Source organism: Leisingera daeponensis, from assembly GCF_019801465.1.
GTDB lineage: Bacteria > Pseudomonadota > Alphaproteobacteria > Rhodobacterales > Rhodobacteraceae > Leisingera > Leisingera daeponensis_A.
Window position 1 is genome coordinate 72,471 of record NZ_JAHVJA010000010.1, and the last position, 13,678, is coordinate 86,148.

Annotated in this window: 11 protein-coding genes; 5 read left to right on the forward strand and 6 right to left on the reverse strand. The window is 66.6% G+C overall.

Going from position 1 to position 13,678, the window contains the following annotated elements:
- Positions 1-5 precede the first annotated feature (5 nt).
- From KUV26_RS18355 to KUV26_RS18365, 3 genes are all read right to left on the reverse strand, one after another.
- Positions 6-1,139, reverse strand: coding sequence for a murein hydrolase activator EnvC family protein (locus tag KUV26_RS18355; protein WP_222509455.1), 1,134 nt, complete (start codon positions 1,137-1,139; stop codon positions 6-8).
- Positions 1,136-2,653, reverse strand: a complete 1,518-nt coding sequence (gene gpmI / locus KUV26_RS18360; RefSeq protein ID WP_222509456.1) for a 2,3-bisphosphoglycerate-independent phosphoglycerate mutase — start codon at positions 2,651-2,653, stop codon at positions 1,136-1,138. Before gpmI ends, KUV26_RS18355 begins: the two co-directional genes overlap by 4 nt.
- A 148-nt stretch (positions 2,654-2,801) precedes the next feature.
- A complete protein-coding gene (locus KUV26_RS18365) occupies positions 2,802-5,729 on the reverse strand; it encodes an error-prone DNA polymerase (RefSeq protein WP_222509502.1) in 2,928 nt (975 codons plus the stop codon).
- Between the two features lie 232 nt (positions 5,730-5,961).
- On the opposite strand from KUV26_RS18365, the gene KUV26_RS18370 reads away from it, so the two are divergent.
- The gene (locus tag KUV26_RS18370) at positions 5,962-6,426 is read left to right on the forward strand and encodes a DUF1203 domain-containing protein (RefSeq protein WP_222509457.1); all 465 of its coding nucleotides are present in this window, start codon (positions 5,962-5,964) and stop codon (positions 6,424-6,426) included.
- A gap of 82 nt (positions 6,427-6,508) precedes the next feature.
- Here KUV26_RS18370 and KUV26_RS18375 read toward each other — a convergent pair whose 3' ends face one another.
- Both KUV26_RS18375 and KUV26_RS18380 read right to left on the reverse strand, forming a co-directional pair.
- Positions 6,509-7,438, reverse strand: a complete 930-nt coding sequence (locus tag KUV26_RS18375; RefSeq protein WP_222509503.1) for an ABC transporter ATP-binding protein — start codon at positions 7,436-7,438, stop codon at positions 6,509-6,511.
- A gap of 89 nt (positions 7,439-7,527) precedes the next feature.
- Positions 7,528-8,574: a mechanosensitive ion channel family protein gene (locus KUV26_RS18380; protein WP_222509458.1), complete on the reverse strand. Its 1,047-nt coding sequence runs from the start codon at positions 8,572-8,574 to the stop codon at positions 7,528-7,530.
- Positions 8,575-8,735: 161 nt separating this feature from the next.
- Between KUV26_RS18380 and KUV26_RS18385 the strand changes: the two genes are divergently transcribed.
- Both KUV26_RS18385 and KUV26_RS18390 read left to right on the forward strand, forming a co-directional pair.
- Complete coding sequence (locus tag KUV26_RS18385; RefSeq protein ID WP_222504691.1) at positions 8,736-8,930, forward strand: zinc-finger domain-containing protein; 195 nt, start codon at positions 8,736-8,738, stop codon at positions 8,928-8,930.
- Positions 8,931-9,060: 130 nt separating this feature from the next.
- Positions 9,061-9,546: a flavodoxin family protein gene (locus tag KUV26_RS18390; RefSeq protein ID WP_222509459.1), complete on the forward strand. Its 486-nt coding sequence runs from the start codon at positions 9,061-9,063 to the stop codon at positions 9,544-9,546.
- Between the two features lie 43 nt (positions 9,547-9,589).
- Here the strand turns inward: KUV26_RS18390 and KUV26_RS18395 are convergent, their stop codons facing one another.
- Complete coding sequence (locus KUV26_RS18395) at positions 9,590-10,027, reverse strand: hypothetical protein (RefSeq protein WP_222509460.1); 438 nt, start codon at positions 10,025-10,027, stop codon at positions 9,590-9,592.
- Positions 10,028-10,188: 161 nt separating this feature from the next.
- Between KUV26_RS18395 and polA the strand changes: the two genes are divergently transcribed.
- Both polA and KUV26_RS18405 read left to right on the forward strand, forming a co-directional pair.
- Positions 10,189-12,993 (forward strand): DNA polymerase I, encoded by a 2,805-nt coding sequence (gene polA, locus KUV26_RS18400; protein ID WP_222509461.1) that lies wholly within the window; start codon positions 10,189-10,191, stop codon positions 12,991-12,993.
- Between the two features lie 317 nt (positions 12,994-13,310).
- Positions 13,311-13,574 (forward strand): hypothetical protein, encoded by a 264-nt coding sequence (locus KUV26_RS18405; protein WP_222509462.1) that lies wholly within the window; start codon positions 13,311-13,313, stop codon positions 13,572-13,574.
- The last annotated feature ends 104 nt before the right edge of the window (positions 13,575-13,678 follow it).

Consider the following 13,678-nt stretch of genomic DNA (forward strand, 5'->3'; position numbering starts at 1 on the left):
AGCCTTCATCCACCTTTTCCAGTGCGGAACCACGTTTCGGGGTCCACCGGGCTGTTGTCCATTCTCACTTCTATATAGAGCGTTTCTGTCCGGTCAGTTCCACCCCCTTCACCGCTTGTTGACAGAATCGCGTCCGGTTTCGGATTTTCTCCGCTCATCAGCCCGACAGGGGTTCCCTCGGGGATCACCTGGCCTGTCTCGCCGAACACCTCGGCCAGGCCCGACAGCACAAACAGCGTCTCCGGCTGCGGCTCCAGAATCACCACGTTGCCCAGATCCAGCAGCGGCCCGCGGTAGCGGATGGTGGCCGCCGTGGGCGCGGTGACCAGCGCCCGCGGCCGCGCCGCGACCAGCAGGCCGGGGCGGGCGATGCCCGCGGCATCGCGCTCGCCGTAGCGGCGCAGCACCAGCCCCTCGACCGGCAGCGGCAGGCTGCCGCGCAGCGCGCTGATGTCGGCCTTGCTGGCGGCGATTTCGCCGCCGGCGATCTCCGCCAGCCCGTCGGCAAAGCCCGACAGCGTCTCGGTCGAGGAGATCAGGATGGCGGTGCGCACCGGGTCCTCGGTGAAGCGTTTCGGCAGGCTGGTGCGGTCGGCAATCGCGGTCGACAGCTGCACCCGCGCGCTCTGCACCCCGGCCAGCCCCTCTTCCAGCGTCCTGGCGGCGTTCTGCTGCAGCAGGCGCAGGCTCTGCACCTCGTCCAGATCGGTCTTCAGCGCCTGGGCCTTGGCTTGCAGCGCCGGCGTCACCTCCGCCAGCATCATCGCGGAGCGCGCCGCGCCAAGCGGCCCCGACGGATGCACCATCAGCACCGGCGGCGGCGCGGTTTCAATGGTCTGGATGATGCCGAGGAGGCCCGAGACTTCCTCCTGCCGCGCCGCCAGCTGCGCGCTCAGCTGACCCTCGCGCCGCGCCACCCGGCGCAACCCGTCGCGCATCGCGGCCAGCCCCGCCTCATAGGCCTTCACAGTGGCGGTCAGCGCCTTCACCCGGTCGCGCGAGCTGTCCGCGTCCTGCAGCCGGACCGAGGCCTGCTCCAGCTGTTCCGCCGCCTCCCGCGCGGCCCCGGCCGGATCCGCGGCCGCCGGCAGCGGCGCGGCCAGCACGGCCAGCAGCATCAGGCCCGCGCGGCGGATCATGACAGCAGGCTCTCCCCGGTCATCTCGGCTGGTTTCTCCAGCCCCATCAACTCCAGGATGGTGGGGGCCAGGTCGGCCAGCCGCCCGTCGCGCAGCTTCGCGCCCTCCGGCCCGCCAACCAGCGCCACCGGCACCAGGTTGAGCGTATGAGCGGTATGGGCACCGCCGGACACCGGGTCCACCATCACCTCGCAGTTGCCGTGGTCGGCGGTGACGATCATCGCGCCGCCCGCCTTTTCCAGCGCCGCCACCACCTTGGCCAGCCCCTGATCCACCGCCTCGCAGGCGCGGACCGCCGCCTTCAGATCGCCGGTGTGGCCGACCATGTCGGGGTTGGCGTAATTGGTGACGATCAGGTCATAGCCCGCCTCGATTGCCTCGACGAATTTCTCCGTCACTTCCGGCGCCGACATCTCCGGCTGCAGATCATAGGTCGCCACATTCGGCGACTTCGGCATATAGCGGTCCTCGCCCTCCTCCGGCTCTTCCTTGCCGCCGTTGAGGAAGAAGGTCACATGCGGGTATTTCTCGGTCTCGGCCAGGCGGAACTGGCGCTTGCCCTGCTTGGCCACCCAGGCGCCCAGCGTGTTGACGATCGCCGCCTTGGGGTAGGCAGTGGTCATGTATTCGTTGTGGCTGTCGGAATACTCCACCATGCCCAGCAGCGCCGCCAGTTTCGGGCGCTCGCCCACGTCGAACTCGGCAAAGCCCGGCTCGCCGATGGCGCGCAGGATCTCCCGCGCGCGGTCGGCGCGGAAGTTGAGGCAGAAGAACCCGTCGCCATCCTTCACGCCCTCATAGCCCTGCAGCACCGTCGCGCCGATGAACTCATCGGTTTCCGACTGGTTATAGGCGTGGTCCACCGCGCCGTGCGCTGTCTGCCCCGGCCGGCCCAACGCGCGGATCATCGCGTCATAGGCTTCGCTGACGCGGCCCCAGCGGTTATCGCGGTCCATCGCGAAATAGCGCCCGGTGACGGTGGCAATCCGCACCCCCTCGGGCAGCCGCTCCTCCAGCCGCCGGAAATGGCGGAACGCGGATTTCGGCGCCACATCGCGGCCGTCGGTGATCGCATGCAGCCAGACCGGCACGCCGGCATCGGTGATCGCCCTGGCCGCCGCCAGGATGTGGTTGATATGCCCGTGCACGCCGCCGTCCGAGACCAGCCCCATCAGATGCGCCGCGCCGCCGCTTTCCTTCAGCTGCGCGATGAAGGCCTGCAGGGCTTCGTTCTCAAAGAACGACCCGTCCTCGATCGCCAGGTCGATCTGGCCCAAATCCATCGCCACCACCCGGCCCGCGCCGATGTTGGTGTGGCCGACCTCGGAGTTGCCCATCTGCCCGGTCGGCAGCCCCACATCCGGCCCATGGGTGATGAGTTTCGCCGCCGGCCCCCTGGCCATGATCGCATCGAAGGCCGGGGTCTGCGCCAGATAGGGCGCGTTCGCCTTGCCCGGCTCGCCGCTGCCCCAGCCGTCGAGGATGCACAGGACAACGGGTTTGGGTACGGTCATGTCAAAAGCTCCGGGCAAGGCAATGTTCGCTAGCCTTCTAACGCCTTGCCGCGCCGGGGTGAACCGTCATTGCTGCCACAGTTGGCGTTATCAGGGCCCCTGGCGGCGGCAGGACCCTGCCCCGCCGCTTCATCTTTCCCCAAAATACTCAAATCCCCGGTCCGTCCCCCGTGCTGCCGTCCCTGTTCTGCGGCGTCAGCAGATGCCGGATCAGCGCCACCGGATGGGCGCGCAAGGACAGCCGCATGGCGACGTAATCCTCCACCACCTCCTCGCCCAGCCCCATCTGCGGCAGATCGGCGGCGGGCTCGTAAATCCCCTCGCCCTCCAGTTCGCGGGCAAACAGCGGCAGCGGCTTGCGGGCGGTGATCGCCTTGGCCGCCCACAAGGCCTCGCGCCGGTTGAGGCCAAGGGCGGCAAAGGCATCCGCCTCCGCCAGCCGCTCGATCACCGGCGGCGCGATGCCCGCCTTGCGCCAGACGTCCTCCACCTCGTGGTAGCCGTTGCCGCGGGCGGCAGTCAGCCAGGCGGCGTCCTCGTCGCGCAGGCCCTTGATCTGGCGGAACCCCAGCCGCAGCGCCAGGCCGCCCTGACCGTCCGGCTCCATCACGTTGTCCCAGTAGGAGTTGTTGATGCAGACCGGGCGCACCTCCACCCCGTGCGCGCGGGCGTCGCGCACGATCTGGGCGGGCGCGTAAAACCCCATCGGCTGCGCATTCAGCAGCGCGCAAGCAAAGATCCCCGGATGGTGGCACTTGATCCAGGCCGAGGCATAGACCAGCAGGGCAAAACTGGCGGCATGGCTTTCGGGGAAGCCGTAGGAGCCGAAGCCCTCGATCTGGGAAAAACAGCGCTCGGAGAACTCCGCGTCATAGCCGTTCTTCGCCATGCCGCGCAGGAACAGGGAGCGGAACTCGCTGACGCTGCCGTGTTTCTTGAAGGTCGCGAGCGAGCGGCGCAGCCGGTCGGCCTGCTCCGGCGTGAAGCCCGCACCGACGATGGCGATCTGCATCGCCTGCTCCTGGAACAGCGGCACGCCGAGGGTCTTGCCCAGCACCTCGCCCAGCGCATCCGAGGGGAAATGCACCGGCTCCTCCTTGTTGCGGCGGCGGATATAGGGGTGCACCATGTCGCCCTGGATCGGGCCTGGGCGGACGATGGCGACCTCGATCACCAGGTCATAGAAACAGCGCGGCCGCATCCGGGGCAGAAAGTTCATCTGCGCCCGGCTTTCGACCTGGAAGACGCCGATGCTGTCGGCGCGGCACAGCATGTTGTAGACTTCCGGGTCCTCTGGCGGCAGGGTGGCGAGGCTGTAGTCCAGCTGGTGGTGCTGGCGCATCAGATCAAACGCCTTGCGGATGCAGGTGAGCATGCCCAAGGACAGCACATCGACCTTGAGAATGCCCAGCGTGTCGATGTCGTCCTTGTCCCAGCAGATGACCGTGCGGCCCTCCATGGTGGCGTTCTCGATCGGCACCAGCTCGTCCAGGCGCCCTTGGGTGATGACAAAACCGCCAACATGCTGGCTCAGGTGGCGGGGAAAGCCGATGATCTGCTCGACCAGCTGCAGGGTCAGCTGCAGGCGGCGGCTGTCCGGGTCCAGCCCGATCTCGCGCATCCGCTCCGCCTCCACGCCCTTGGCGCTGAAGAAGCCCCAGAGCTGCGAGGACATGGCCGAGATGGTGTCCTCGGTCAGCCCCATGGCGCGGCCCACCTCGCGGATGGCGCGCTTGCCACGGTAGTGGATCACCGTGGCGCAGAGGCCTGCGCGGTGGCGGCCGTAGCACTCATAGATCCACTGGATCACCTCCTCGCGCCGCTCGTGCTCGAAATCCACGTCGATGTCGGGCGGCTCGTCGCGGGCTTCGGAAACGAAACGCTCGAATACCATGGTGCCCAGTTCCGGGCTGACGGAGGTGACGTCGAGGCAGTAGCAGACCACCGAGTTTGCCGCCGAGCCGCGGCCCTGGCAGAGGATGCCGCGGGAACGTGCAAAGGCGACGATGTCGCGCACCGTGAGAAAATAGGGGTCGTATTTCAGCTTGGCGATCAGGGTGAGCTCATGCTCCAGCAGCGCGCGCACCCGCTGCGGCGCACCGCCGGGGTAGCGCCAGCTGAGACCCTCTTCGGCGAGCCTGCGCAGGCGCTGCGGCGGGGTTTCGTTTTCGCTGCCCTCGTCCGGGTAGTCATAGCGCAGCTCATCCAGCGAGAAGGTGAGCTGCTCCACCAGCCGGGCGGCATTGTCCACCGCCTGCTCATGATCGCGGAACAGGCGGCGCAGCTCCGCCTCGGACCGCAGCCGCTGCTCGCCGTTGGCCATGGCGGCGCGGCCCAGTTCCTCCACCTTGCGGCGCAGGCGGATGGCGGTCAGCACATCGCCGAGGCGGCGGCGGCTGCCGTGGTGCATCCTTGGCGCGGCGCTGGCCAAGGGGGGCAGGTTCAGCTGTTTTGCCAGCTCCGCCAGCTGCGCAAAGCGCGCCCGGTCGCCGCCGTCATAGGCGGGCGCCATCAAGAGGTGCATGCGGGAGCCAAAGCGGCGCGTCAGCGCGTCCATATGCGGTGCCCATCCATCCGCGCCGCGCGGGTCCTGTCCCGCCTGCGGCAGCAGGAGCAGGTGGAGGCCGTCCGCAAACTCCAGAAGGTCGGCGAGGTGCAGAATGCAGCTGCCCTTCTCCGCCCTCAGCCGCCCGGTGGACAGCAGCCGGGTCAGGCTGCCCCAGCCGGTGCGGTTCACGGGCAGCGCGATCACCTCCGGCGCGTCGGTGAATATCAGCTTTGCCGCCGGGATCAGCCGCACGGTGTCATAGACCGGGAAGGAGGCCGGCTGCGGAATACCTTTGGGCCGCGGCGGGCCAATCGGCGTGTGCGTGCGGTCCCAGGCCAGCCGCTCGCGCACCCGGCGGGCAATGTCGCGGCATTCCGCATGGGCGCGCACGATGCCCGCCACCGAGTTTTCATCGGCAATGGCGATCGCCGCGATCCCCAGCTCCAGCGCACGGGCCGCATACTCCTCCGGGTGCGAGGCCCCGGTGAGGAAGGTGAAGTTGGAAAGGCAGGCAAATTCGGCGAACATGAGTCGCATGATATTCTTGTTTTGTTCTCATGTGGAGTCTTGCCGAAAAGCCGGCCGGGATACGGTGCTGCGCCGCGCGCCAGCGCGGCGCCCGGCCCAACAAGCCCAAGGCATTTTCAATGCCCGCAGGGCTGGCGGGAGCGCCCCCGCCTTTCTGCGGGATGCGCAGGATCCGGGTCGATCCGGGACCGCCGCTTCCGGCAGGATCGGGACAGCAACAAGGAGACACGCGATGCTGAAAATCACCCCCCTGCCCACAGAGATTGTCCGCGCCCTGCAGAATGGCGGGCCGGATGCCCACGGCCAGCGGCCGGAGCGCACGGTGTCGGATGGCGGCGGCAATCCCTGCCGCCACTGCCTGAGATACATTCCCAAGGGCGCAGGCATGCTGATCCTCGCCCACCGCCCCTTTCCGCAGGCGCAGCCCTATGCCGAGACCGGGCCGATCTTCCTGTGCGCGGATCATTGCGCGCGGCATGACGGCGAAGCTCTGCCGGAGGCTCTGGAAGGCTCTCCCGATTACCTGATCAAGGGCTACAGCGCCAATCACCGGATCGTCTATGGCACCGGCATCGTGACCCCGCAGGCGCAGATGATGGCGCAGGCCGAAGCGATCTTTGCGGATCAGCGGGTCAGCTACATCCACATCCGTTCCGCCCGCAACAACTGCTATCAGGCGCGGATTGACCGCAGGTGAGCGGAGCTTCACGAGAAAGCGGATGGCTCCGCCTGGCCTCTCAGAATACAGAGCGCCGCGCCTCCCCTGCCAGGCCGGGCCTTCAGGCGGATTTCGTCAGCGACAGGAACACGTCTTCCAGATCCGCTTCCTCAGTCTTCACGTCGCGGATGCTGATCCCCGCCGCATGCACCGCGGCCAGCACCTCCTCGGCGCTGGTCACCTGGCTGCGGTAGCGCAGCACCACGGCGCCGTCGTCGCGCAGGGCGGCCTCGATCCCCTCCCCCTGCGGCAGCGCCGTCACCGGGGCGGCGGGCTGCACCACCATCGCCTTGGCGTCGAGCCGCCCCAAGAGGCTGGATTTGCTGTCGCGCGCGACCACCTGGCCCTGGTTGATGATGGCAATCTCGTCGCACATCTCCTCGGCCTCCTCCAGGTAGTGGGTGGTAAGGATGATGGTCATGCCCTGGGCATTCAATTTGCGGATGTTCTCCCACAGCATCTGGCGCAGCTCGATGTCGACGCCCGCCGTCGGCTCGTCCAGCACCAGGACGCTCGGGCGGTGGACCAGCGCCTTGCCCAGCAGCAGGCGCCGCCGCATGCCGCCGCTCAGGGTGCGGGCATAGGCCTCCGCCTTGTCCTGCAGCCCGATCATCCGCAGGATCTCGTCGCTGTGGCGCTCGTGCTTGGGCACGCCGTAGAGCCCCGCCTGCACCTCCAGCGCGCCGCGCGGGGTGAAGAAGGGATCCAGGTTCAACTCCTGCGGCATCACGCCGATGGCAGCACGGCTTTGGCGCGGGTTTTCGTCCTGGTCGAAGCCCCAGATCGACACCGCGCCGGAGGTCTTGCGCACCAGCCCTGCCAGGATGTTGATCATCGTCGACTTGCCCGCGCCGTTCGGCCCCAAGAGGCCGAAGACAGAGCCGCGGGGCACCGAGAGGTCGACGCCCTTCAGCGCCTCCTTGGCAGCGCTGTTCTTCTGGGCCGCATAGACCTTGCGCAAACCCCGGATTTCAATCGCCGCCGTGTTCATTCCCATCGCTCCCGTGACAAACCGCTGCGGCTCGCGGCCGCTGACGGAAAACGGGATACCCTGCATCGGCAGCGGCGGAAACCGGGAAATCAGCCAGCGCTGCCCTCGCCCTGCCGGCCATCGCCGCTCCGGCCGTCCCGGCCCTGGCCGTCATCCTCCGCACGGCTGCGGCGCAGCGCGGTTTCGATGCGGGCGGCTTCGGGCGGCTCGCCTTCAGGTGCGCGCGGCCAGCCTTCGCGCTGCTTGCCGCGGATGCCGTCGGTTTCCTCGGTCTGGTCGTGGAACAACAGCACCCGGGTGGGATAGGGCATGTCGATGCCGGCCTTGTCGAGCGCGTTGTAGACTTCCTTGATCACCCGGGCATAGGTGTGGCTGACCTCGGTACGCACCGACTTGGTCCACCAGCGCAGCCGCACCGTATTGCCGTCGGCATCCATCGACCAGGGCAGCGCCTCGGGGGCAGGATCGTCCAGCACCCCTTCGACGCCGGCGCAGGTCTCTTCCATGATCTTGCAGGCGGTGTCGAAATCATCCGAGCAGCCGATCTGCACCCCGTATTGCGAGCGGCGCTTGTCAAAGGCGGTGTTGACGATAACCGCGTCGGTGTAAATGTCGGCATTGGGGATCACCACGCGGCGGCCGTCGTAGGTCTTGATCATGGTGGCGCGGGTCTCGATCCGCTCCACCGTGCCCTCGTAGCCGCCGGAGACGATCTGGTCGCCGACCTCGAACGGCTGGCGCAGCAGGATCAGGATCCCCGCCAGCATGTTCTGCAGGATGTCCTTGAAGGCAAAGCCGATCGCCACCGAGGAGATCCCCAGCCCGGCGAACAGATCGCCCGGCGTGACCGAGGGCGCCACGACGGTGATCGCCAGCATCACGCCGACGATGATGATGGCCCAGCGCACCAGCGCGCCGCCAACCTCGCCCAGGCTGGGGCGGCCGCGCCGGTGGCCCATGCGGCACAGCAGCCGCCCGACGGCGCCCGCCGCGAACCAGAAGACCAGCAGCAGCACGATGACGATGCCGATGTTGGGCAGGAGCGAGAAGAAGCCGTCGACCCAGGAATCCAGCTTCTCGAAGAAATTGCCGGTGTCGGCGTCGATCTCCTCGAGGCCGCTGTCTTCGGATTCCATTCGCATCTCCTTGACCAGACGGTGCTTCTGGCAACGAAATGGCGCGGTTTCGCACCCGGTCAAGCAGCGCTGCGGCCCCTTGCCCGTCTGCGGCGCCGCCGCTATGGTTCGGCAAAACGCGTGCCAATGCGGTGCGCAAAGCCAGTGAGACACAGCCAGACATGACCATCGCCCCGCCCGAAACGCGCATCGTCACCACAACCCGCGTCGCCTGTGACGGCGGCGAAGGCGCCCTCGGGCATCCGCGGGTTTACCTGCATATTCCCGAAGATCAGGGCTGGGTCGAATGCCCCTATTGCGACTGCAAGTTTGTCCTTGCGGACGCGCAGGAAGAGGCCGCCAAGGCGGCGGAGTGATCCGGCGGGCGTGAGGCCGCCAGGGCTGGTCCGGGGCCCGGGAAATCCGAACTTTCCAACTTGGTTCCCTTGAAGAAATTTGCCAGCGCCCGGCAGTGTCCGAGACGAAGAGCAAGGGCGGGCAGCGGATATGTCAAAGCTTCTGATCGTCTATCACAGCCGCACCGGCGGCAGCCGCATGATGGCGGAGGCTGCGGCCGAGGCTGCGCGGGGTGAAATTGAAACCGTCCTGAAACGCGCCGAAGACGCCGGCCCGGAGGATCTGCTGGCGGCGGACGGCTATATCTTCTGCGCGCCAGAGAATCTGGCGGCGCTGTCCGGCCAGATGAAGGAATTCTTCGACCGCTGTTATTACCCGGTTCTGGGGCGCCTCAACGGGCGGCCCTATGCGCAGATGGTCTGCGCCGGATCGGACGGCGAGAACGCCGCCCGCCAATGCGCGCGGATTGCCACCGGCTGGCGCCTGAAAGAGGTGCAGAAGCCGCTGATTATATGCACCCATGCGCAGACGCCGGAGGCCATTCTGGCGGAGAAGGTTATCCCGGAGAACGAGCTGGAGGCCTGCCGCGAGCTGGGGCTGGCCCTGGGGGCTGGTCTGGCGATGGGGGTGTTTTGATTCTGCCCGCAAACATGCGAAACGCCGGCACCCAACCGGGCAGCTACTTGTAAAGCCGTGTGTCCTGCAGAAACACCGTATCAAAGATTGCGAATGCGGTAGAGGCTAACTCTGTTCCAATGACACTTTCACGATCAAGTGCACTGGCTGCCAGCCCACTTCCGGCCGGCGGGCGCCCGCCAGCGTCAATGACCATGACCCCCGGGCCGTCCTCGTTTTCAAAATGCATCAGAGAGACGGCAATGCGGTCAGCAGGTGACGCCCCTTCCCCCCAAGGCCCGATGACAAAGTCATAGTTGGCCGGGTGGCAACCAAGCCCGGCCCCAGCAGTCCAATGCACCTGGTAGCTGGCGACCGTGCCTGCCGGGGAAAGGACAAATCCCCAAACCAAACGGGTTTCGCTACCGCAACAGCTGCAAACGCCATTGCTTTGGCCCAACGGTTCCACTTCGTAATCGGCTGTCACAGAGGAGTCCTGCATGAAAACCGTCTACCTATAGCCGAGTTGCGCGTCCAGCTTTGCTGTCGCGCACACTTTGGCCTTTGTTTCGGTTGATAACTCCAATTGCCCTTCCCTGCCGGATCACCGATAACCGGGAAACAGAACACGAACGGATCTCAAAAACGGGGGCGAGACAGGCTATGAGCGGGACACAATTCGGCAAGGGCTGCCATCTGCATCTGATCGACGGCTCGGCCTTCATCTTCCGCGCCTATCACGCGCTGCCGCCCTTGACCCGCAAGTCCGACGGGCTGCCGATCGGTGCGGTGGCGGGGTTCTGCAACATGCTGTTCAAGCAGGTTGAGGACAACAAGGGCCCGGATGCGCCGACCCATGTGGCGGTGATCTTCGACTACTCCGGCAAGTCCTTCCGCAACGAGATGTACGATCTCTACAAGGCCAACCGCCCGCCCGCGCCCGAGGATCTGGTGCCGCAGTTCCCGCTGACCCGCGAGGCGACCCGCGCCTTCAACATCGCCTGCAAGGAGATTGAAGGCTTCGAGGCCGACGACATCATCGCGACCCTGGCCTGCCAGGCGCGCGAGGCCGGGGGCCGGGTCACCATCATCTCCTCGGACAAGGACCTGATGCAGCTGGTCGGCGGCGGCGTCGAAATGCTGGACGCGATGAAGAACAAGCGCATCGACAGCGACGGCGTGGTGGAGAAATTCGGCGTCGGCCCGGACCGGGTGGTGGATGTGCAGGCGCTGGCCGGCGACAGCGTCGACAACGTGCCGGGCGCACCGGGGATCGGCATCAAGACCGCGGCGCTGCTGATCAACGAGTTCGGCTCGCTGGAGGAGCTGCTGGACCGGGCCGAAGAGATCAAGCAGCCCAAGCGGCGGCAGACGCTGATCGAGAAGCGGGAGCAGATCGAGCTGTCTAAGAAGCTGGTGCAGCTCGACTGCAACATGACGCTGGATTTCACTCTGGATGATCTGGAGGTGAAGGAGCCGGATGCGGAGACGCTGCTGACCTTCCTGAGCGAAATGGAGTTCCGCACCCTGTCCAAGCGCATGGCCGATCAGCTGGGCATGGAGGCGCCGGCCATCCCGGAGGCCCCCGCCGCAGCGGCAGCGTCCAGTGCGGCGCCGGAAGCGGTGCCCTTTGACAAGGAAAACTACGAATGCGTCCGCGACGCTGCCGGGCTGCAGACATGGGTGGACCGCATCCGCCAGCGCGGCTGGGTGGCGGTGGATACCGAGACCACCGGCCTCGACGAAATGGTGGTGGATCTGGTCGGCATCTCGCTCTGCGTCGAGGCGGGCGAGGCCTGCTATATCCCCTTGGCGCACAAGGCCGGGGGCGATGACCTGTTCGGCGGCGAGGGGCTGTCAGAGGGGCAGATGCCGCTGGAGGAAGCGGTGGCGATGCTGAAGCCTGTTCTGGAAGACCCGGCGATCCTGAAGATCGGCCAGAACATGAAATACGACGCCAAGATCCTGCACCGCTACGGGGTGGAGGTGGCGCCGGTCGACGACACCATGCTGATGTCCTACGCGCTGCATGCAGGCCTGCACGGCCATGGCATGGACACGCTGTCCGAACGCTATCTCGACCACACGCCGATCCCGATCAAGCCTTTGCTGGGCAGCGGCAAATCAGCGATCACCTTTGACAAGGTCGCCATTGACGACGCCGTGCCATACGCGGCGGAGGACGCCGACATCACCCTGCGCCTGTGGCAGCTGTTCAAGCCGCAGCTGCATCAGGAGCGGGTGACCACGGTTTATGAAACGCTGGAACGGCCGCTGGTGCCGGTGCTGGCAGACATGGAGCGCAACGGCATCAAAGTGGACCGCGACACGCTCAGCCGCATGTCCAATGCATTCGCCCAGAAGATGGCCGCTTTGGAGGCGGAGATCCATGAGCTGGCAGGCGAGAGTTTCAACGTCGGCTCCCCCAAGCAGCTGGGCGAGATCCTGTTCGACAAGATGGCGCTGCCCGGCGGCAAGAAAGGCAAGACCGGCGCCTATGCCACCGGCGCGGATATCCTGGAGGACCTGGCGACCGAGCACGACCTGCCCGCCCGGGTGCTGGACTGGCGGCAGCTCTCGAAGCTGAAATCGACCTACACGGACGCGCTGCAGGACCACATCAACCCCGAGACCGGGCGGGTGCATACGTCTTATGCGCAGACCGGCGCCAGCACCGGCCGCATGGCCTCAACCGATCCGAACCTGCAGAACATTCCGGTCCGCACCGAGGAAGGCCGCCGCATCCGCGAGGCGTTTGTGGCAGAAGAGGGCAATGTGCTCTTGTCGCTCGACTACAGCCAGATCGAGCTGCGCATCCTCGCCCACATGGCCGGAATCGACACGCTGAAACAGGCCTTTGCCGACGGGCAGGACATCCACGCCATGACCGCCTCGGAGATGTTCGAGGTGCCGCTGGAGGAGATGACGCCGGAAATCCGCCGCCAGGCCAAGGCGATCAACTTCGGTGTGATCTACGGCATTTCCGGGTTCGGCCTGGCGCGCAACCTGCGCATTCCGCGCAAGGACGCGCAGGGCTTCATCGACCGCTATTTCGAGCGTTTCCCGGGCATCCGCAAATACATGGACTCGACGGTGGAATTCGCCAAGGAGCATGGCTATGTGCAAACCCTGTTCGGGCGCAAGATCCACACCGCGGAGATCAACGCCAAGGGGCCGAAGGCGGGCTTTGCTAAACGCGCGGCGATCAACGCGCCGATCCAGGGCACCGCGGCGGACGTGATCCGCAGGGCAATGATCCGGATGCCTGAGGCCATCGCCCATCTGCCCGCGCGGATGCTCTTGCAGGTGCACGACGAACTCCTGTTCGAAGTGCCGGAAGCGGCGGTGGAGGAGACCATCGCAGCCGCCCGCCAGGTGATGGAGAACGCCGCCGATCCGGCGGTGCATCTGGACGTGAAGCTGGTGGTGGACGCAGGCCGCGGCCGGAACTGGGCCGAAGCGCATTAAGCCAAAATAACAGTCCGCCGCGGCGGGGGAGCGCTCCCGCCAGGCTTCGACCTGCCGGTCTCATCCCGTTGGGCCCGGCGCCGCTGGCGCGGCGCAGCGCTGCTGATCCGGGTCAAGGGGACCGCCAGTCTCGGCACCGGCAGCGCCGGGTGCAGCCGGCGCTGCAACAGGGCGAAAGGCAATCAACTGCCCGCTTCGGCCAAGGTGCATTGACTTCCGGCGGGCCGGCGGGGAAGTCTGTGCCCGGTCTGCCGGCGCTGCCGGCCGGGCCGGAATTTCACCCGTGCATTTTCACCCAATCGTTCCGGTGCAAGACAATGAAAAAGATCATTTTTGCCAGCCTTCTCGCCACCGCTGGCGGCTGCGCGCATCACATCAGGCCTTCGGTCACTGAGTATAACGGCGACAGCGTGACTATCGCGACCCCGCAGCACCACCCGCGGCACTGGGCGCTGAAAGCGGCAACCCAGGAAGCGGACCGGATCTGCCGGAAGGGACATGGGAAACAAGCCGAACATGCCTCCACCCGCAAGGATGGCGCGGCCGGAACGAATTACGACCTGTTCCTCTGCCTGAACTGACGCTGCCGCGTGCGGCAACTGCGCCGCGACAGCGGCGCCCGGCCCAACCGCGGCTGCGGCATCTTCGACGCCGCCTGCAGCGGGCGGGAGCAACCCTCCCCTTC

Excerpts from the sequence above, each read along its gene's own strand:
- KUV26_RS18355 (WP_222509455.1), bottom strand. The coding sequence starts at position 1,139 with ATGATCCGCCGCGCGGGCCTGATGCTGCTGGCCGTGCTGGCCGCGCCG.
- gpmI (WP_222509456.1), bottom strand. The coding sequence starts at position 2,653 with ATGACCGTACCCAAACCCGTTGTCCTGTGCATCCTCGACGGCTGGGGC.
- KUV26_RS18365 (WP_222509502.1), bottom strand. The coding sequence starts at position 5,729 with ATGTTCGCCGAATTTGCCTGCCTTTCCAACTTCACCTTCCTCACCGGG.
- KUV26_RS18370 (WP_222509457.1), top strand. The coding sequence starts at position 5,962 with ATGCTGAAAATCACCCCCCTGCCCACAGAGATTGTCCGCGCCCTGCAG.
- KUV26_RS18375 (WP_222509503.1), bottom strand. The coding sequence starts at position 7,438 with ATGAACACGGCGGCGATTGAAATCCGGGGTTTGCGCAAGGTCTATGCG.
- KUV26_RS18380 (WP_222509458.1), bottom strand. The coding sequence starts at position 8,574 with ATGGAATCCGAAGACAGCGGCCTCGAGGAGATCGACGCCGACACCGGC.
- KUV26_RS18385 (WP_222504691.1), top strand. The coding sequence starts at position 8,736 with ATGACCATCGCCCCGCCCGAAACGCGCATCGTCACCACAACCCGCGTC.
- KUV26_RS18390 (WP_222509459.1), top strand. The coding sequence starts at position 9,061 with ATGTCAAAGCTTCTGATCGTCTATCACAGCCGCACCGGCGGCAGCCGC.
- KUV26_RS18395 (WP_222509460.1), bottom strand. The coding sequence starts at position 10,027 with ATGCAGGACTCCTCTGTGACAGCCGATTACGAAGTGGAACCGTTGGGC.
- polA (WP_222509461.1), top strand. The coding sequence starts at position 10,189 with ATGAGCGGGACACAATTCGGCAAGGGCTGCCATCTGCATCTGATCGAC.
- KUV26_RS18405 (WP_222509462.1), top strand. The coding sequence starts at position 13,311 with ATGAAAAAGATCATTTTTGCCAGCCTTCTCGCCACCGCTGGCGGCTGC.